This window comes from Vibrio salinus (assembly GCF_021272385.1).
Lineage (GTDB): Bacteria > Pseudomonadota > Gammaproteobacteria > Enterobacterales > Vibrionaceae > Vibrio > Vibrio salinus.
This window is the reverse complement of sequence record NZ_JAJSDZ010000010.1, coordinates 14,019-32,867: the sequence shown is the minus strand read 5'-3', so window position 1 is coordinate 32,867 and position 18,849 is coordinate 14,019. Positions and strand designations below refer to the sequence as shown.

Genomic DNA, 18,849 nt, shown 5'->3' with positions numbered 1-18,849 from the left:
CACAACCATATAATTAACCCAATAATGTGTCAAGGGAGCAATTGGTCTCGAAAGATTACATGATGTTTGTCGAACGCTTAGGACAGACAACGTGCGCGGCTTTTAAATGATATAACTGAATGTCCGGATGACTAAAGAAACCGACTTCCCATGGATTTTTAGCGATAAAGAGTTCCTGAATTTGTTCGAATACCGGCGATGACTTTGGTATTTCATAAACTTCACCACTGATGATACTGTAATTCCACTCAATGGCTTTTTCGAAAGTAAATGTCGCCCGGCTATCGATGGCAAAGTAGCAGCGGTTATCGCGGCTCAGAACCTGACCTTTAAACGTCGAAGGGAAAGTAATAAAAAAGATATCATCTTCCTCAGAAGATAAAAATGCCATCACCGTGGTATGGGGTCTTTGTTTTGCAAAGCTGAGCAGAACACCTATTTTATTATCATGCTCTGTTGCATCAATAACCGGTGACTGTTGTATGAGTGAAATGGGCAGAGCTTTAGACGGCCGGTCATCGTCCGGGAACTCGTAGTTCTCAATTTGAAACGCTTTAATGAGGGACAATCCATAGTAGACCTGATATTCAACCGCACTGACGATTGCTTCGTATTCGTTGAATCTCTCCACCGTTCCTTTGAATGATAAACGATTTACGTTAAGTTCTGCATCATATTCAGAGATACCGGTACGGTTATCAAGGTGCAGAGTGACTGGTTGATTCTGTAATAAACTGTGACCATGTGGGAAAGACAGTTTCAGTTGGGTATCGGACTGAATTTCGATACCACAAATATAGACATCCATACCTTCTGCATCTTCGGTATAGGTTCCCAGAACACCGATAACCTGATGTCCAATTAATTCTCTTAGTGACTGATATTCCATATTTTTATTCAATTTTTGATTTAATTTTATTTGTGAGACATCGTTTTAATCAAATGTCAGAAAATGGTTTAAGTTCGTAGCGGTTCTGAAGCCTTTTTGAACCGAAAAATCACTTATTTCCGTGTAATGATTTAGCCATAACCAGCATGCCAATCTCATATTTATCGGTTTTATATGGGATTTCATCGATAACATGAAAGCCATGTTTTTGATAAAAATTTTGAGCCTGAGTATTGGTTTTCAATACATCCAGCCAGATATATTTACTGCGGGTTTCAGAGGCCAGCTTTGCGACTTTCTCCATTAAAATGGAACCAATATTCATTCCGACACACTCTTTTTTAAGATAAATTTTTTGCAACTCAATACAGGGGCATCCTCGGTCATGCAGTTCTGTATTTAAGTTTAATTTTGCGAAACCGACTAATCTGTTTTCATGCATGGCCAGATAATAGCGTGATTCAGATGGAGAATTAATGCATGTCTGGATTGCATCCTCGGTGAAATCGTTATCTAAAAATGTATCGATGTCGTGCCATATATCGCTAAAATGATCTTTATAAGTTGTACGTCCAAGTTCTGATATTACACTGATGTCTTTTACGGTGGCTTCCCTGACTTGTAAATCCATTTTAATCTTCTCTGTGTTCATCCGCTGGATCATATACTTATTATACATTTTGTTGAATGTACTGGCAGATAAGAAACCGGTTATTTGGTTATTGACTGGTAATATATGGTCAGTTTATCTAAAAACGCATACAGTTTCCGGTTCATGTCGTCGTAATCATAGTTCTTTAACTTATCCGGGCTGTCAACAAAAGGGAATTTCTGCCCCGGTTGAGGAGTGTCATGGATAATTAACTGTTCGACTACCTCTTTTGTGAACTCCATATGGCACTGAAAACCGAACACCAAATCGTTATAAGCGACGATTTGCCTTGGACACCCATCGCTGTAGGCGATGATGACCGCATTCCGGGTAAGTCCTGGCATATCATTGTGCCAGTGAGCGACGGAAAGTGTCTGACCAAAATGAGAAAATAAGGGATGCGACAGGCCATTTTGAGTTAAGAAAATAGGGAACTTCCCGATTTCTTTTTCGGGACTATGGTCATATTGGGCTCCCAGTGCTTCACCAATCAATTGCGATCCCAGACAAATACCAAGTACAGCTTTCTTTTTTTCTATCGCTTTGGCGATAAAGGCTTGCTCATTTTTTGAATTGAAATGAGAACATTCTTCGATCGTTGTTGCCGGATTCTGTGGGCCGCCCATAACAATGAGGAAGTCGATATTTTCCACTGTTTCCGGAAGTTGGTCACCTTCGTATACACGGGAGTATGTGATCGTATGCTGATTCTTGTTTGCCCAGTATTCATAAGCACCCGGGGCTTCAAATACTTCGTGAATAATAAAATGAATACGCATTTTCTTTCCTTGTCTTATCTTTGCTGACAATGCTATATAAAAAAGAAATGGCATGTTTTATATTAACAGACATAAAACATCGATAAGTTGCCAATAATGAAAGCCAATCAACTCATTCAGAAATATGCCAGCCATCAACTGATAACGAAAAAGATAGACATGCCAGCCGGTTATCTTGATGACAGTCACTCACACCCATGGCATCAGATTGTGTTTCCGCTTACCGGATTGTTGCAGTCAAATATGGGCCATAAGCGGGCGATTGTTCCGCATAATGCGCTGTTATTCATTCCTGCCAATACCGTGCATAAATCGGTGGCCGTGACCGATACGCAGTTTTTTGCTATTTACCTGAACCCCAATGCTTTAATCCATTATGGTGATACCCCCAAGTCGTGTCTGGTGACCGCCTTTTTAAAAGAATTACTTTTATTATTGTTTGATAAGCGAACGGCTCATCAATCGGAAGCATCCATTGCGCATTTACTGGCGGTGCTAAACGATCAAATTGAAACCGCCGAACACTATGAAATTCCGCTGTTAATTCCGGAAGACCGCCGGCTTATGGCAATTTTTAATCAACTCAGACAACAGCCGGATCTGAAATTTACATTGAAAGACTGGGCAGAAAAAGTGGGCGCATCTGAGAGAACGCTATCACGCCTTTGTGCGAAAGAATTCAATTTGTCATTTTCGCTCTGGCGGCAAAATATCAGACTGGTTTTATCTTTACAATTGCTGGATACCGGTATGGCAATACAGGAAATAGCAGTAGAACTGGGCTATGCGTCGGATTCTGCTTATATACATGCTTTTAAAGGCATGTTTGATCAGACTCCCAGCCGGTACCGACATAGCCGTTTGTTATATAGTCTGTCTGCTGATCAGAAACTGACTCAGTCTGAGACAAACGTCTAATACTCCCAGTTTTGATAGGTTTGATTGAGGTTTTTCATATCTTCATATAGCCAGACCATCCTATCAAGAAACCAGCTTTTCCCCAGATAGGCCATTGCTATGCCTGATATCGCGCCCCATACCGAGAAATAAACAGTTGACCAGACAGCGAGAAGAAACCCAACCGACGAAATGCCATTGAGAATAGTGTATAAGGGGGTGTTGTGATGAGCCGGAAGAGGTATATTGTCTCTGTTCAGGTAAACCCGCTCACCTAATACGGCTTTGGACGCCCAGTTTTTCGTCGTTTTAGGGGCCTTGAACACAATGGGATTTAAAAACATCCACAGTATGGACAAGGTTCCGGGAAGTAAACACCACCAGCCAATCCAGAGACGGCTCCAGAAAGCCATGATAATTAATGGCAGAACGGAGTACCGTGTCCAGACACTTAACGGGTTGGCATGTCTCATCCAGTTTTCATCGGTTAAACGAAAGACATCGGCTATCTTTTTTTCAAATGTCATTGGAATCCTTCACTTTTTTAGTGGAAGTGACAGAAACTGCTATTTCTGATCGGATAATACCCAGGCGCTGTTATGAGGCTGGAATCCTACCTTCGGATAGTAATTCTGCGCCTGAGGAGCAGACAGCAAGATGACTTTACAGGCCGGGTGCAGTTCTTTTTTTGTTTTTTGGATCAGCGCTTTGCCTATGCCTTCCGATTGAACCTGTTCATCGACAGCCAGATCCGATAAATAGCAGCAATAATGGAAATCGGTAACGGACCGGGCGACGCCAACAAGTTGCTCATGCTTCCAGGCTGTGATGATAAGATTGGCGTTTTCGAGCATTCCTTTAATCAGAGCTTTATTATCCAGAGGCCTGCGCTCGCCCAGCGACGTTTTTTTCAATAGTTCGATAAACTGTTCTGCTGTGATCGGGTGATTGATTTTATATTCGATATCCATTGATTTTCCTTGTTTTTTAGAACTTTATTGCTGAATCCGTCTTTATCTGAATACACGATAACGCCGTTTTTTGTTGAGTAAAAGTGTTTTTTATCATCGGGTTGAATAGTAAATCTGAGTGCCGATACGAGGTGGTAGTGGGGTGGAGAAAACGGGGCTTGTCACCCCGTATGAATCCCGGTGTTTGATTACCGGTGGCTGATGATGAATGCCATTTCATCTCCGTCATCCAACGGTCGTCCTCTTAAATCTCGGTAAACTGACTGGATTTTAAGGCCGTGTTTTTCAAGTTCATTTTGCATCGTGTCAATACTAAAATGTTGAAGCCAGTTATAGACAGTTCGGCTTCGCCCTTCTTCGATAATGACAAATTTATCCAGCCAGACCTGATCAGTCTGATAGGCAAAGGAAGAATGAACGCACCAGTATTCATTATCACTCCAGAAACCATTCATATGATTTTTAATCAGATTCACGGATTCGGCCTGTTTACTGAATCTTGCTGATGTAAAAACATCCAGAGCAATGATTCCATCCGATTTTAGCATTGTCCGGAATTTATCCAGTAGACAGGATCGTTGTACCGGATTAAGAGCACAGAAATCACACATCACCAATGTGATTAAATCAAATTTTCTGGTGTCGTTGTAATTCAGATAGTTACTCTGGTGGTATTCAATATTCAGGTCTGCTGCTTTCGCCTGTTGAATTGCATAGTTCAGAGAGTTTTTTGAAAAATCAATACCAGCGACATGCCCTGCTCCTTTGCTTTTTAGACGGTAGGTATAGAGTCCGGGCCCGCAGCCGAAATCAATGATACTTGAGTGCTCATTCAAACCCCATTCGGAAATAAGCCAGTCAACGGATTCATCGATAAAATCAAAGGGTCGCGATGACACGTTTAGTTCAGGGTTAAGATGATACGTTAGCATCTGTTTGGATATATGAGGGTCTGTCCACAAAAGTTCTGCGGTATAAGATGACCATACAACCGGTTTGGCCGTGGCTTCGTTTAATGTTTGAAACATAGTTGTAATTCCGACAAAAATAAGTGTGTCGTCCTTACTTCATTGGTCGAGACGTTAGTCATCTCCGGCGACGTAAGGACGGTATTGGATTCCTGATTGAGTCATAGAATTCATTGAGTACCTCCTTAGTTTTGAGATTGCGGATAGTTTAGGCGCGGCAATTCTATCAATGGATTGTGAAATGTTCAAGAAGGGGTCTTAGAACGTTCTTTTTTCAGCAGAGCCTGTTTGCGCTCCAGTCCCCAACGGTATCCCCCCAAAGCACCGTCGTTTCTCAGCACACGATGACAGGGGATCAGAATGCCGATCCGGTTTTTGCCACATGCCGTTCCGACGGCCCGGGCGGCCTGAGGTTTTTCTATGTGTTCAGCGACTTCGCCGTAGCTCATCACCTCTCCCTCTTTGATGCTGAGAAGAAATTGCCAGACTTTTATCTGGAATGCGGTTCCCCGGATGTCAAGGGGCACATCCGGCCGGGGGCCGCCCTGACTGATATGCTGATCTAAGGCGCGGATCCAGTGATCCAGTTCGGGTTTGTCCTGAGCCTCAGAAAGTTTCCGGGTTGCTTTGGGGAACTCCTCTGATAACAGGGCGATTAATGATTGTTCATCGTCTCCGAACTGAACTGAACACACGCCTTTGTCAGTTGCCGCCATCATCATGTAGCCGAGGGCGGTTTCCCGGCACGCGTAATGGATGACTTCGCCTTCCCCGCCGGATTGGTAGGATTTTGGTGTCATTCCGATGTTGCGGGTGCCTTCGCCATATATCCGGCTGACAGAACTGAATCCGGAGGCATAGATGGCATCAGTGATGCTTTCCCCGTTTTTTAGCGAATCTTTAAACCGGGACATTCTTACAGCATCCTGATAGTGTTTTGGAGATACACCGAACACGTCTTTAAATACTTTTTGTAACCGGGAAGGGGACAGCCCGGCGAGCTTCCCAAGGCCGGTCAATGTTAGTTTGTCTTCAACGTGCTGTTCAATATAACGGGCTACATCTATCAGCTTTTGAGTCCGGGTATTTTCTCCGACAGGCTCACATCGTTTACATGGGCGGAATCCGGCTTGTATAGCCGACTCAATATCCGGGAAAAATCTTAGATTTTCCGGCTTTGCCGTTTTAGTCGGGCAAGATGGGTTGCAAAACACACCAGTAGTAATGACGCCATAGTAAAACTGACCATCGAAGCTTTTGTCCCGGTTTTTTATTGCGGCTTTCATTGTACCTTCATTTGGCATGGTCATGGTTTGTTCTCACTATCACGGGTTTGCAATGGGAATTATCTCATCATATTTTTTCAGATTCTTCTATCCGGTTATTGCCGGATAATACTAAATAGTCAGTGATACCTAAATCATAAAAATTTGCCGCAATATTCGGATAGTCTGAGTCAGTCTGTTTCGGTAGTATGAATTTATATCTGGCTTACCTAAATATTGAATCATGGATCAGGTTAGGTACGTATCAATCATAAAAGGAACAGGCTATCGTATTTTTATGAGTATAAGGAACTCAATGTATGGATATAGAGACAATTCAGCATGGTATGACGGCATTGAGTCTTGTTGATCCGGATGTTAAAAATGCATTGGATGAGGTTGGTTTGCCTGCCCCCAGGTATATGCCTGAAACCGGATTTGAAGCATTTTTGTCCATAATTATCAGTCAGCAGGTATCGACCACCGTTGCAAAAGTAATCATGGGGCGGGTGGTATCATTGATGGATGAAGTAACCCCAGAAGCATTTTCAGAAATTTCAGAGCAAAGCCTGAGACGGGCCGGAATGTCATACCGGAAGATTGATTATGCCAAAGGCTTATCTGAGGCCGTTCTCAAAGGGAGTTTTGATATTGATGGGCTGAAAACACTAAGTGATAAAGATGCAATTAAAACTATCACCGGGCTTAAGGGACTGGGTGTCTGGAGTGCGGAGATTTATTTGATGTTTTCGGTGGGGAGAACAGATATTTTTCCTGCGAATGATTTGGGTATTCTGGTAGCTCTGGAAAGGTTGAAAGGCCTTAGCGAGAAACCGACGCCTGCTCAGGCCCGGGAAATCGTGAACCGCTGGACGCCGTGGCGAAGTGTTGGGGCATTGTTTCTCTGGCACTATTATCACCAGCGTTTTTCCGAGGGGGAATAATGGTTTCATTCTTTATTGAAAGTGCTTTATGTATATTGTTATTCTTATCACCTGATTGGATTCAATTTTACTTGAGGAAACATGGAAATAAGTACCTGGCTTATCTACGTAAGTGTTATTAGTTTATTAATTCTGACTCCTGGACCTTCAGCGCTTCTTTGTATCTCTGACGGTCTGAAGTTCGGGAAAAAAAATTCGATTGCAACTGTATTGGGTGGCGCCATTGCGGCATTAGTGTTGATGACTGTCTCCGCGGCAGGTCTGGGTGCTCTTTTAGTTGCCTCTGAAAAGCTGTTTTTTGTACTTAAAATTTTAGGGGCAATGTATTTGATTTATATTGGTTGGAAGTCATGGTGCGATAGTGGTTCTGCGGAACTATTTCGTGATTCGAACTTTTCCGTTGCCGATAATTTTTCTTACTTATCCCTATTTAAAAAAGGTTTTATGGTCGGAATCAGTAATCCCAAGGACCTTCTGTTTTTTACCGCATTGTTTCCCGGTTTTATCGATATGGCGACTCCGCATTTTGAACAATACACAATATTGGCAAGTACTTGGTTTGTGGTTGATTGCTCATCAATGTTTATGTATGCCATTTTGGGGTACCGGTTTGGTCCCTGGTTATCAAATGCAAAAAATATTCGTTACTTTAACCGGGTTGTCGGTGGCGTTTTTATGTCTCTTGGCAGTTCTCTGGCATTCACAGCAGGGGCATCCCGCTAGTGGAGGCTATGCGGGTAAATCTCTGAACTTTCGAGCCGGATTTCCCGCATAAATGCCTTTAACTGTAATGTCTTTTGTGACAATACTGCCGGCACCTACGACGGCACCATCGCAGATCGTCACTGGAAGAATGGTGGCATTAGAGCCGATTGTAACATCATTACCAATAATGGTACGTCCCCAATTATCCGGGTTCGGGTCAGGTCTACCATGTTTGAACAGGTCGTTAGCAAACATGACTCCATGTCCGATAAAACAGTTTTTCCCGATGGTGACATATTCACATATGAAGGTATGAGACTGGATTTTGGTTTTTTCGCCGATGGACGTGTTTTTCTGTATTTCGACAAATGGTCCGATAAATACGTTATCTGACAGTTTGCATCCATAAATGTTTCCGGGCTCAACAATCGTGACACCAGTACCTAGTTCGACATCGATAATTTTACTTTAACTGAGTGTTGGACATTTAAGATCGATCTCCCTCAGACATTTTATTTTCTTTTGTTTGCTTTTTTTTGTTCGTACATTGCCGAATCGGCCAGTTCTATCATTTCTTCCAGAGTTTTCCCTGTGTCGAAGGGAAAACTCACTACCCCGTAACTGTATTCGATTCGGTAAGGTTTGTTGATTTTATTATTCATGAGATTAATCGCACTTCCAAAACGGTTCAGAATGCTTTCTACCTGAGTTTGATCAGTATCCGTTAACATGGCAATAAATTCATCGCCGCCTAACCGGCCAATAACATCACTTTCTCTGAATGTTTCTATCATGACTTCGGCAAATTTGGACAGAGCAAAATCACCTTCGTGATGACCAAATCTGTCATTGATTGGTTTGAATTTATTGAGATCGAATAATACCATGGTCATACTCATTTGTTTCCGGTGGCAAACTTTTTTGCTGTACTCAGATAAAGTGAGGAAGCCGCGTCTGTTTGAAATGAGTGTTAATTCATCCAAAGTGGCTAACTGAATGGATTTGATCTCTTGCTCTATCATTGCTCCCAAATCGGCGAGGAGTTGTTGATCTTCTTCGTTGAGTAATTTGGGCTTGGAATCGATGAGGCATAATGTGCCTAAATTGATACCTTCACGTATTTTTAACGGGCAGCCAGCATAAAAGCGTATATTGGGCGCATCTGTTACCAGCGGGTTATCTGCGAACCGGTCATCTTCCTGAGCATCTGGTATAATGAACAATCCATCCTGATTAATCGCATGTCCGCAAAACGATATTTCTCTTGGGGTTTCTGACGCATCCAGACCCTGTTTGGACTTAAACCATTGTCTGTTTTCGTCGACGAGACTGACCAGAGAGATGGGTACACCAAACATGCGTTTTGCCATGCGGGTGACTCTGTCAAATCGTTCTTCATGTGATGTGTCAAGAATTTGCAGAGTGCGTAATGCATGTAACCTTTCGGCTTCATTTTTGGGTTTTTCCGGTTTAAGCATGGTTAGCCTCATGAGTGTCAGGTGACTTTCCCCGATTATCGAATCAGCATTTTACAGATAAATCTTTCTGTTAAAGAGAAAATCACGTATTTGTCTGTAGCGGGGAAATGTCGTTTTGTTTTCTAAAAGTATATGACACATCAAAAGCTTTCTCCAAAGAGGAGAAATATTAATGCATAAGAAGAAAATGCCATGGGAAGAGAATCAATATGTCCTGATCGCATTTCCTGGGTTATACCGTGTATAAGAGCCAGTTTGAGTTCACTGACTCTTAATGAGGTTAGGCCCGGTTTGCACCGGTTAGTAAAACCGCAATGTTGCCATTCAGATTTTTTTCATTACGGTCTGAAAGTATGCCCGCCAGTCCTGCAGCACCTGATGGCTCAAGAATGATTGATTCATTCTTTTCTGCATATTCCATCGCTTTTAATATCAGTTTATCACTAACCAGAATGATATCATCAACGATGCCTTTCATATCCCCGACAGCTTCCGGGATTGGTGTTCTGACTGCCAGTCCGTCAGCAATCGTATTTACGGTTTCACGGAGGATAACCTGTCCTTGTTTCCAGCTTAAAAACATAGAATCGGCACCTTCAGGAACAACACCGATTACTTTCGTCATTGGAGAGCATGCTTTAATCCACCGGCTTACCCCGTTAATTAATGCACCATTCCCGAGCGGAACATATACCGCATCAAAATGTTTCCCATTGCTGAATAGTTCAACAGCAATGCTTCCGGCTCCTTCAGAAACAGAGACATCCTTCCCATCTTCTAAAAAGTCATAACCTTTTTTTATACTAAAATCTTTTGCTTTCTGTTTGGCGGCATCGAAGTCATTACCTGCTGTTATTATTTTTGCCCCTAATGCTTTAATTTTTTGGACTTTATTCTGGTTTGCATTTTCCGAAACAAAGACATAAAGCGGGAAATTTCTTTTATGGCAACTCCATGCCAGAGCCAGTCCCCAGTTACCGACGCTGGCGCATACGATGGGAACCGGATTATTTTGTGGTTTTGTTGATGAGAAAAAATTTTCGGCTCCCCGGCCTTTAAAGCAGCCAATCGGGTTTTGGGTTTCATCTTTCAGCCAGATGTTTGTGCTTAACCGTCGACTGAAAAAATCCGATTTTGATAGAGGGCTGTGTGTAAACACAGGGTCAATCTCAATGGCCGCTTGCTGAATGGCGGACAGAGAAATTCGGTGTTCTTTCTTTCTTAAAACAACAGCGTGTTTTTCTGAGGCAGGGCGGGTGTTATCTGATGATGAATGATCAATCATCAGTATTCCATCAAGATGCTCGTATTCATGCTGCAATAATTCAGACAAGTCTGCAGGCAGGTGCTCCCAATGATGAGCTATACCTTCCGGATCCTGAAAACGAAGGCTGATGCTGACATGTCTGGCTATGTTAACAATGACTTCCGGTGTACTCAGACAATCGTCCCAGACTTGCTGCATCTCATCACTGCACCATGTTATCTCAGGGTTAATCAGGGTTATCGGTCCGGCTCCCAGGTTCATCACAATGATTCTCAGTGAAATACCTGTTTGTGGAGCAGCCAGAGCCCGACCAAAACCCAGTACTTCCCGGGTATGGTTTAGAGTCTGATGCAACTGGGTAATGATCTGCTTCAGCTCATCAGAAAATTCGGTGACCGGCTTGGCTTTTTTTCTCAGGTACCCGGTAGGATCATTATCCGGGGTCAGGATAGATAAAAGGTCTGACATGTTATTTTCCTCACTATTGGACTTTTTTATTATCCTAAGAAATCGGGCTGGCTAATGGTGTTGTTTTTTGCCGTTTCGGTGCATGAAAAGAGCGTGAAAAAGGAAATGTACGCCGTTTACCGGAAGAGGGTGTTTATTACTCAACCCGGTGATCAATAAATGAGGATAAGTCGGTTTTCGAGTTTCGTACGACTAACAGTGATGTAAAGCTTCTTACGTTTTTGTCGGACATCAGCATATTTTGAGTAAAGAGGTCAAATTCGGAAACATCTTTTACGGCAATGATAATACAAAAATCCACCGTTCCGGTGACGTAGTAACACTGCTGGACACTTGGGTGCGAATACATTTTTTTCTCAAATTGCCGGATATCCTCATTTCTTTCATCTATCAGATCCACATTGATAATGAATTGCATTTGAATACCAAATTTTTCGGCTTTTAGCTCTGCAATTTCATTTTCAATAACACCGCTGCTTTTCAATTGTTTAATTCTCCGCTGAACCGCAGAAGCAGAAAGGCCAACGGTGGAGCCAATTCTTTCTGCACTGATTTTGGTATCTTTTCTGTAAATTGCCAGAATTTTTAAATCAAGATTATCCATGCTACGTCCATTATATCGGGTTAAGTTTGCAGCTATTTTTACTAATTCTTCCCCATTTTTAAAGAATTAAGTCTTGGTTTGTCTTACAGAATTCCGGAGGGGGGCTTTTGAATATTAAAAAATGAATTGCTTTCAGATGTTGTGCGAAAAAGAAGTGGCTCAGCCAGAAGAGGGCTGAGCCATAGGGGGTATCAACGTTAGCCTATTACCACTATTTAATGCTGGCGGCTTAAAAGGCGTTTGGTTGTGATAGTTGAGCCGTCAGCCTGTTTAATTGAAAACGTGTAGGTAGACGCATTATTGTTGTAGTTTTGAATAATGGCTGAACCCTGAGCTGATGTTTTTATAGTCCGGCTGGTAAGTCCTTCAACGGAAATTGGAATCCCTGCTGCTGGTTGACCATTTTCGGTAACGGTAACATGAGCAGCGTTACCTACGGTATAGATATCCATTTCCAGCGGTGAAGCAGAAACCTGGGAAGCTAAAGCTAATGCTGATAGAGCGGCTGCAGTTGCGATAATTTTCATAATACATTCTCCAATTTTTGTATTTGTTTTGTTTCGTTGGGGATATCATAGGGCGGGCTCGCAGGAGAAGATAGAGCAAAAAATAGTGCTCAATGTTCAAAAATTTCGAATATAATTTTATTTACATGAGCAATACTATTAACCATTTTTTAGTGATTTTTTATATTTTATGAAAATATAATTAAAAATTTTTGTTTTTATTCTCTTTTATAATTCATCTGAACACGCTTTAATTATTTTTCTGAACCTGATTGATTATGTGTTGTTCTCGATATTTGAATAGTTTTGACTGTAGATTTTTGTGTTGCAATATAAAGAAACGGCATCAGTGTAAATGACGTTTCTTTATGATACTGGTTTGTTACTCAGTCTTTGTTATTTTCAGATGAATGAGTCCGACAAGCAACCCCCATAGTGTGGCGCCTATTCCTAAGAAACTGACACCTGAAAGAGTGATAAGGAAAGTTAGGAGTGCCGATTCTTTGTATCTTTCTTTTTTAAAGGAAGTTTGTAAGCACATCAGTAATGTTCCCAATAGTGCAAATCCGGCTAAATTTTTAGTGATTTCTTGTGGAAGGGATAAAAAAATGGCAACGACAGTTGTAGCGAATGTACCTGCAATAATATAAAACAACCCAGCCCAGAGCACCGCGCGATATCGTTGTGTTTTATCAGAATCAACTTCCTGAGTCATGCAGATAGCAGAAGAAATTGCAGCAAGGTTGATACTAAAACCGCCAAAAGGGGCAGACATAATGTTGGCTAACCCCGTTCCTATTAATATGGGTTTTACCGGTGAACGATATTGGTAGCTTTTCATCATGGCGAGTCCGGGTAAGTTTTGCGACATCATTGTTATGATATACAGAGGAATGGACAGGTTAAGGATTGGCGAAACATCAAATTGTGGTGTTATCCAGACTGGTTGTGCGATAGAAAGTTTGGTTGATCTAATCTCTGAATTGCCTGTTACGATAGTACAGACAACACCAACAACCAAAAGCACAAGCATTGCGTATTTAGGGATATAACGCTTAGCCAGTAAAAAGCTGATGAACATACTGATAAAAATCCATGGTGTATTTGTGAGAGTCTTAAATTCTTCAAGACAGAATGGAAGTAAAATAGCACCCAGCATAGCAGCTCCAAGTTGAGGTGGAATGCGTTCAAGCGCTTTACTTAAAGGCGTGATAAGGCCTGTAATGAGAATAAGTAGTCCTGACACTATAAAGGCACCGATGGCGGTATTTAACTGATATTGTCCGACCACTCCTACCAGCATTGCGGCTCCTGGGGTTGACCATGCCATAAGAATCGGCATTTTATAAAACCATGAATATCCGATAGAGGTTATCCCCATGGAAATTCCTAAGGTAAGTAACCAGCTTTCAATTTGTGCAGGAGTTGCCCCGGCATTTGTAGCCGCCTGAATAATGATGACCACCGAACTGGTATAACCGACTAATACTGCTGTAAAACCAGCAGTAAAGTGACTTATGTTAAATTGTTTTCCTATCATTTTCTTTCCCTGATTTTCTGTTCCGATACGTCAATGTGCGTGATAGCGCACGAAGATAAAGATATCATTGTATGCTATAACGCACAATTAATTATTCGCTATGCAGAGGTATGCGGTATTAGTTGAATTGTGTTATGGATAAGGGAAGAAACAATCGAATGAAGTCAGGCGGTTTATGAATGACAGCACGGAAATTTGTGCTGCCATTCGCTCTACGGGATCGGTACTGTTAGTGTTCAGAACGATGCGACAAACACATTTGAGCAATTGTCGGTTTCTGTTTCACATACCTGATATGTGTACTGAACCCCGGTGCCTCTGGCAATTTTTGCATCGGTGTAAGTGCCACCGGCCAGCGTTGCGATGGTATTTCCATCGCGGTAGATATCGACGACCATTTCGGGGTTATTCCACTGAAGATCAACATACTGCCAGCCGGAAATATAGCTGTTTCCTGTCAGTTCAAGATCTGCCATTGTTGTGGCCAGAGAAGTGACAGAAATGAGGTTGCTGTAGCTTGAATAACCGGCACCATTGAAAGCCCTGACCCGGTAGTCGTAAGTGGTTTCAGAGGCAACGGATTCATCACTGTATGCCTGCACATCCGTTGTAACGCTTTTAATCAAAGACCAGTTTCCTGTTCCGGTTAATGAACGTTCGATTTCAAATCCACTTTCATCGGAGGCATTATCCGTCCATGTTAAGTCGATTTGTCCTTCCACTGTTGCGGTTCCGGCCAGTCCTGATGGGGCCGCAGGAATGGTACCTGTGTTTGATTCAGACAAAATATACATTTTATCGACGAAGATGGTATTCAGCTCCAGATTGCCTGCGGTATGATTACTATCGTTAACCTGAATATAAACCGTGCCGGAGGTACCCGGAGGGAAACTGACCGAGTGCCAGTCAGCGTTACTGCCCCCTGACACCGTCAGAAGATCGGTGAAAGTGTTTCCATCCAGAGAGTAACTGAATTCAAAGATATCGCCGTCAGTGGAGATGTCCGACCAGGCATTCAGGTATAACGTTGAGCTACCCGCCGGCACATTAAACACCCAGGTATGTTGAAGCAGACTGTACCGGTTGGACGGTTTTCCGCCAGAACGGCGTTCTGTGAGAGTTTGGTAAACCCCATCTGCATTCCATGTATCGACATAAGTGCCTTCAACACTGCCTGCGGAAAACAGTTCGCTGTTAGTCAAGATTTCCTGTCCGTCCGGAGCCGGATCGGTTGTGGCAGATGACAGATAGGAATTGGACGAATTTCCGACGCTGTTATAAGCATACACCCGGTAGGTATAGGTCGTTTCGGCATCCAGCTCCGAATCGTTATAGTTCTCAGTGTTGGCGGCCAGATTCACTAATTCGCTCCAGTTTTGGCCGGAATCCTGACTCCGTTCAATCACAAACCCAAGTTCATTGTCGGCGTTATCCCGCCATGACAGAGCTATCTGGTCATGCGAAACGACGGTGGTTGTCAGGTTATCGGGGGCATTGGGTACACTGGTTGCATCGGTGGTCGCAGCCTGAGCATCGATCACGCCTCCGGTGACTGTTTTTCCGGACAGTACGGCAACCGGCCGGATAGTGCTAAGCAACCGATCTTTTATTTCCGTATATCCCCAGTCAGGATGCAGGCTTAGTATTAATGCCGCCACCCCGGCAACGTGGGGAGCGGCCATCGAGGTGCCGCTTGACCAGTAGTAGGAGCCCAGCATAGTGCTGACAATATTGACGCCGGGGGCACCGACATCTACGCTGTTTAGTCCGTAATTAGAGAAGCCGGCAAGTTGATCGCGGTTATTGGTTGCGGCAACCGAGATAATATTTTCCAGATTATAGGATGACGGATAGTGTGGAAGTATGTCTGTATCATCACCAATAGAGTCCGCCCCGCCATTCCCTGCTGCGGCGACAAATACGTGTCCATTGGCGGCAGCGTTGCTAATGGCGTCGTACAATCCCTGAGAATAGCCACCGCCACCCCAGCTGTTGTTGGAAATTTTTACGCCTTTGGCAACGGCATAGTCTAAGGCCGTAATCGCATCACTGGTATAACCGCCATTGGGGCCGAGAAAACGCAAAGCCATTATTTTACACTGCCAGGCAACCCCGCTGATTCCTATGTTATTGTTGCTTTCCGCGCAAATGGTGCCAGCGACGTGTGTTCCGTGACCTTCCTCATCTATGGGGTTACTGTCGTTGCTGAAAAAGTCGTAACCGTAGATATCATCGATGTAGCCATTACCATCGTCATCGATGCCATTGCCGGCAATTTCGCCGGGATTGATCCAGACATTTTCATTGAGATCATTGTGGTTATAGTCAACTCCGGTATCGATGACGGCAACAATAAGATCGGGGTTTCCTGTTGTTGTTGACCAGGCCAGATCGGCATCGATATCAGAGTCATAGACGCCGGTGACACCCCGGATATCCTGCCCCGTATTTTCCAGTCCCCATAGCAGACCATAATATTGATCATTGGTATCTGGGCGAATGACATAGTCCGGCTCTGCATAACTGACAAATGGTAGTTGTTGCAGCGTTTCAATGGCTTTATCCACATTCCGTCCCGGACCAAGCTGAAGATGTTCAAGGGCGTTGACGATGCCATATCCCCGGATCAGAGTCCCATTCACCAATTGTCTGGCTTGCTGTTTTTGGTTGGGAAGGGCATTGGATGTAAAGCGGATAAGCACCGAATTGGTCGAATACGCTAAGCCTGGGTTATTTTCCAGCGCCGCTCTTGCCTGGGGGGTAGCAGCATTAGCGATGCTGGTAGTGAGCCCGATAAAAAACAAAAACAGGAAAGGAAAAATTAGTGTCCGGAGTGTATTTATGCGGAGTGCAGTCAACATAGGAAATTCCTTATTGATAGTTCACATAATATATATTAGGACACTTTCCCGGGGGTGAGTTGTAATTTGTGGTAATAATGTATTGATAATATTTTATATGTATTATTTATAATTAGTTATCCGACAGGCTTCGATATTAAAATTCTTCATGGTGCCGATTTCCGGATGATTAGCTTGACCGGAACGTTGGCAATCCTTTGTCCGATACCAATATTTCCAACCCGGCTTTTTAGAAATTCCAACGTTTGTCTGGCTATTGCCTTGGTATCCTGTGCGATCGTCGTTAACTGGTAACTTTGTTGAGATGTTATAGGTGTATTGTCAAATCCAATGACCTGAAGATCATCCGGAACTTTAACGGGAGATTGTTTTATTCCGTCTAAGAATCCACAGGCCATCATTGCGGTTGAGCAGAGAAGAGCATCAATGGGAGGGCCGGATTTAATCCATTTTTCCGCCGCTTTCAGTCCGCCTTTGTACCCCCCCGAATGGGTCGTAAAACAGTTATACGTTTTTATCTGGCCAGAGCGTTGTAACTGTACCATTAAGTCTTCAAACTCGCTTCCACGATTCATTCCTGACCAGGTCGATTTTTCACAATTCAGCCAGCCAATGTTCCGGCGTCCTGAATTAATCAGGTGAGTGACAGCAAGCCGGATACCGTGACGGTTATCTGAACAGACAAAATCGACGTTGGGGATTGAGGCGTGCCGGTTAATTCCAACGACCGGAATATTTGAGGAAATGCATTCTTCAACGATTTCAATCGGCGGTTGCCCGGAAGTGACAACGACGCCGGAAACCCGGAATTGGGTGAATCGGCGTATAACGTCATCCAGTTCATTGTCATCCCTGATTTCAGTAACGAGGGCCTGATAGCCCTGATGCTGAACTTCTCTTAATAAGGCTTCCAGTAACGTGCTTCGAAATGGGTCCGTCAATTCAGCAACAACCAGTCCGATTAAATTACTGCGTTGCCGGTTTAATCCCTGAGCCAGAAAATTAACCTGATAACCGAGTTGTTTTGCGGCAGTCAGCACCTTTTCTTTGGTTTCATCTGCAATGCTGCCATTGTTACTGAATGTTCGGGAAACGGCGGAGCGTGATACTCCGGCCAGAGTTGCCACATCCTGAGCCGTAACGGTATTTTTTATTTTTGACATTGTGTTAGTGACTCTAGTTGATGTTTGTCCGCTAAGTCGATGATAAGCCCATCCCGGCTGAGAAACAGGCCGGGAGCGGTATTTGCCCGTTGGTGAATGTCTTCGATGGTTTCATCGAAACAGTGGTAAAGCCCCAGAGCGGATACCCCGGTTTCTTCAATCAGTGTTTGACATGAGTAGAAATCGCCGTGCGAGGATTCTTCCGGTAGGGGATCTGCACAGGCACATTCCTGAAAAGCAAGATCTGCCCCGATCATCAGAGCTTTGGTCATTGGTGTCGGACGGCCATCGCCACTATAAAAGAGACACTGAGAATCAGCTTGTATACGAAGAGCGCGGTTTGTGACCTCATGTTGTGTGGTTGCTGTTTTTATTTCCCATGTTTTCCAGTGAAAATGATCCGTGATTGGATGCCATCGAACGTCAAAACACAATGAGTCATCTGGCCAGTTAGCCAGTTGTAATAATGACTGAAGTGGTTCTTTTTGCTCTTGTTGACAGAAAATATCAAGAGGTTGAGTTCTTTTGAAGCTCTTCCACTGATTCAGGAGGGCCGGTAATCCGGCGCAATGATCTGGGTGAATATGAGTAAAATAAATTACCTGAATACTATTTATGTCGGTTTTATTTTTCCAGAGAGCCCGGGGTATTGTTGGGCCACAATCAATAAGCCACTGATTATTATGATAATCTGAAATTAATACTGACGATGTATTATTTTGTTTTGAAAATGCACTACCGCATCCAATCACTTCTATTTTCATCAATTCTCACCAAGATTTCTTTTTAACTTAATTAAATTGTCATAAATAAAATGGAAAGTATTTACATCATGTCTGTTGCAGTTTGCATTTTTTTTACAGATTGATGAACACGTGTTCATTATAGAAAG

General features: G+C 43.2%; 19 protein-coding genes. 3 read left to right on the top strand and 16 right to left on the bottom strand.

Annotation, left to right across the window (positions count from 1 at the left end; translation table 11 throughout):
- Positions 1-55: 55 nt before the first annotated feature.
- The 3 genes from LRQ06_RS13600 to LRQ06_RS13590 all read right to left on the bottom strand — a co-directional run bounded on the left by LRQ06_RS13600 (position 56) and on the right by LRQ06_RS13590 (position 2,320).
- Positions 56-889: a pyridoxamine 5'-phosphate oxidase family protein gene (locus LRQ06_RS13600; protein ID WP_232767254.1), complete on the bottom strand. Its 834-nt coding sequence runs from the start codon at positions 887-889 to the stop codon at positions 56-58.
- Between the two features lie 109 nt (positions 890-998).
- Positions 999-1,520: a GNAT family N-acetyltransferase gene (locus LRQ06_RS13595; protein WP_232767253.1), complete on the bottom strand. Its 522-nt coding sequence runs from the start codon at positions 1,518-1,520 to the stop codon at positions 999-1,001.
- A gap of 80 nt (positions 1,521-1,600) precedes the next feature.
- Positions 1,601-2,320, bottom strand: a complete 720-nt coding sequence (locus tag LRQ06_RS13590; RefSeq protein ID WP_232767252.1) for a type 1 glutamine amidotransferase — start codon at positions 2,318-2,320, stop codon at positions 1,601-1,603.
- 96 nt (positions 2,321-2,416) lie between these two features.
- On the opposite strand from LRQ06_RS13590, the gene LRQ06_RS13585 reads away from it, so the two are divergent.
- Positions 2,417-3,238, top strand: a complete 822-nt coding sequence (locus tag LRQ06_RS13585) for a helix-turn-helix transcriptional regulator (RefSeq protein WP_232767250.1) — start codon at positions 2,417-2,419, stop codon at positions 3,236-3,238.
- Here LRQ06_RS13585 and LRQ06_RS13580 read toward each other — a convergent pair.
- The 4 genes from LRQ06_RS13580 to ada form a co-directional block, all read right to left on the bottom strand.
- Positions 3,235-3,744, bottom strand: a complete 510-nt coding sequence (locus tag LRQ06_RS13580; RefSeq protein ID WP_232767249.1) for a DUF6653 family protein — start codon at positions 3,742-3,744, stop codon at positions 3,235-3,237. The two genes, LRQ06_RS13585 and LRQ06_RS13580, sit on opposite strands and share 4 nt — an antisense overlap.
- Positions 3,745-3,783: 39 nt before the next feature.
- Positions 3,784-4,188: a GNAT family N-acetyltransferase gene (locus LRQ06_RS13575; RefSeq protein ID WP_232767247.1), complete on the bottom strand. Its 405-nt coding sequence runs from the start codon at positions 4,186-4,188 to the stop codon at positions 3,784-3,786.
- Positions 4,189-4,376: 188 nt separating this feature from the next.
- Positions 4,377-5,216, bottom strand: coding sequence for a class I SAM-dependent methyltransferase (locus LRQ06_RS13570; protein ID WP_232767245.1), 840 nt, complete (start codon positions 5,214-5,216; stop codon positions 4,377-4,379).
- A gap of 185 nt (positions 5,217-5,401) precedes the next feature.
- Positions 5,402-6,466 carry a bifunctional DNA-binding transcriptional regulator/O6-methylguanine-DNA methyltransferase Ada gene (gene ada, locus LRQ06_RS13565; protein ID WP_232767244.1) on the bottom strand — a complete coding sequence of 355 codons (1,065 nt, stop codon included), beginning with the start codon at positions 6,464-6,466 and terminating at the stop codon, positions 5,402-5,404.
- 275 nt (positions 6,467-6,741) lie between these two features.
- Between ada and LRQ06_RS13560 the strand changes: the two genes are divergently transcribed.
- Positions 6,742-7,365, top strand: a complete 624-nt coding sequence (locus LRQ06_RS13560) for a DNA-3-methyladenine glycosylase family protein (RefSeq protein ID WP_232767242.1) — start codon at positions 6,742-6,744, stop codon at positions 7,363-7,365.
- An 81-nt stretch (positions 7,366-7,446) separates the two neighbouring features.
- Positions 7,447-8,088 carry a LysE family translocator gene (locus LRQ06_RS13555; protein ID WP_232767241.1) on the top strand — a complete coding sequence of 214 codons (642 nt, stop codon included), beginning with the start codon at positions 7,447-7,449 and terminating at the stop codon, positions 8,086-8,088.
- Between the two features lie 6 nt (positions 8,089-8,094).
- Here LRQ06_RS13555 and LRQ06_RS21100 read toward each other — a convergent pair whose 3' ends face one another.
- The 9 genes from LRQ06_RS21100 to LRQ06_RS13510 all read right to left on the bottom strand — a co-directional run bounded on the left by LRQ06_RS21100 (position 8,095) and on the right by LRQ06_RS13510 (position 18,721).
- Complete coding sequence (locus LRQ06_RS21100) at positions 8,095-8,532, bottom strand: acyltransferase (RefSeq protein WP_232768966.1); 438 nt, start codon at positions 8,530-8,532, stop codon at positions 8,095-8,097.
- Between the two features lie 50 nt (positions 8,533-8,582).
- Entirely contained in the window at positions 8,583-9,548 is a 966-nt protein-coding gene (locus tag LRQ06_RS13545) for a sensor domain-containing diguanylate cyclase (RefSeq protein ID WP_232767239.1), read from the bottom strand.
- Between the two features lie 280 nt (positions 9,549-9,828).
- Positions 9,829-11,283, bottom strand: a complete 1,455-nt coding sequence (locus tag LRQ06_RS13540) for a pyridoxal-phosphate dependent enzyme (RefSeq protein ID WP_232767237.1) — start codon at positions 11,281-11,283, stop codon at positions 9,829-9,831.
- Positions 11,284-11,419: 136 nt separating this feature from the next.
- Entirely contained in the window at positions 11,420-11,887 is a 468-nt protein-coding gene (locus LRQ06_RS13535) for an Lrp/AsnC family transcriptional regulator (RefSeq protein ID WP_232767236.1), read from the bottom strand.
- A gap of 215 nt (positions 11,888-12,102) precedes the next feature.
- Positions 12,103-12,414 (bottom strand): hypothetical protein, encoded by a 312-nt coding sequence (locus tag LRQ06_RS13530; RefSeq protein ID WP_232767235.1) that lies wholly within the window; start codon positions 12,412-12,414, stop codon positions 12,103-12,105.
- Positions 12,415-12,775: 361 nt separating this feature from the next.
- A complete protein-coding gene (locus LRQ06_RS13525) occupies positions 12,776-13,933 on the bottom strand; it encodes a benzoate/H(+) symporter BenE family transporter (RefSeq protein WP_232767234.1) in 1,158 nt (385 codons plus the stop codon).
- A 236-nt stretch (positions 13,934-14,169) separates the two neighbouring features.
- Positions 14,170-16,794 (bottom strand): S8 family serine peptidase, encoded by a 2,625-nt coding sequence (locus LRQ06_RS13520; protein WP_232767233.1) that lies wholly within the window; start codon positions 16,792-16,794, stop codon positions 14,170-14,172.
- A 146-nt stretch (positions 16,795-16,940) separates the two neighbouring features.
- Positions 16,941-17,957, bottom strand: a complete 1,017-nt coding sequence (locus tag LRQ06_RS13515) for a LacI family DNA-binding transcriptional regulator (protein WP_232767232.1) — start codon at positions 17,955-17,957, stop codon at positions 16,941-16,943.
- The gene (locus LRQ06_RS13510) at positions 17,945-18,721 is read right to left on the bottom strand and encodes an MBL fold metallo-hydrolase (RefSeq protein ID WP_232767227.1); all 777 of its coding nucleotides are present in this window, start codon (positions 18,719-18,721) and stop codon (positions 17,945-17,947) included. Before LRQ06_RS13510 ends, LRQ06_RS13515 begins: the two co-directional genes overlap by 13 nt.
- Positions 18,722-18,849 lie beyond the last annotated feature (128 nt).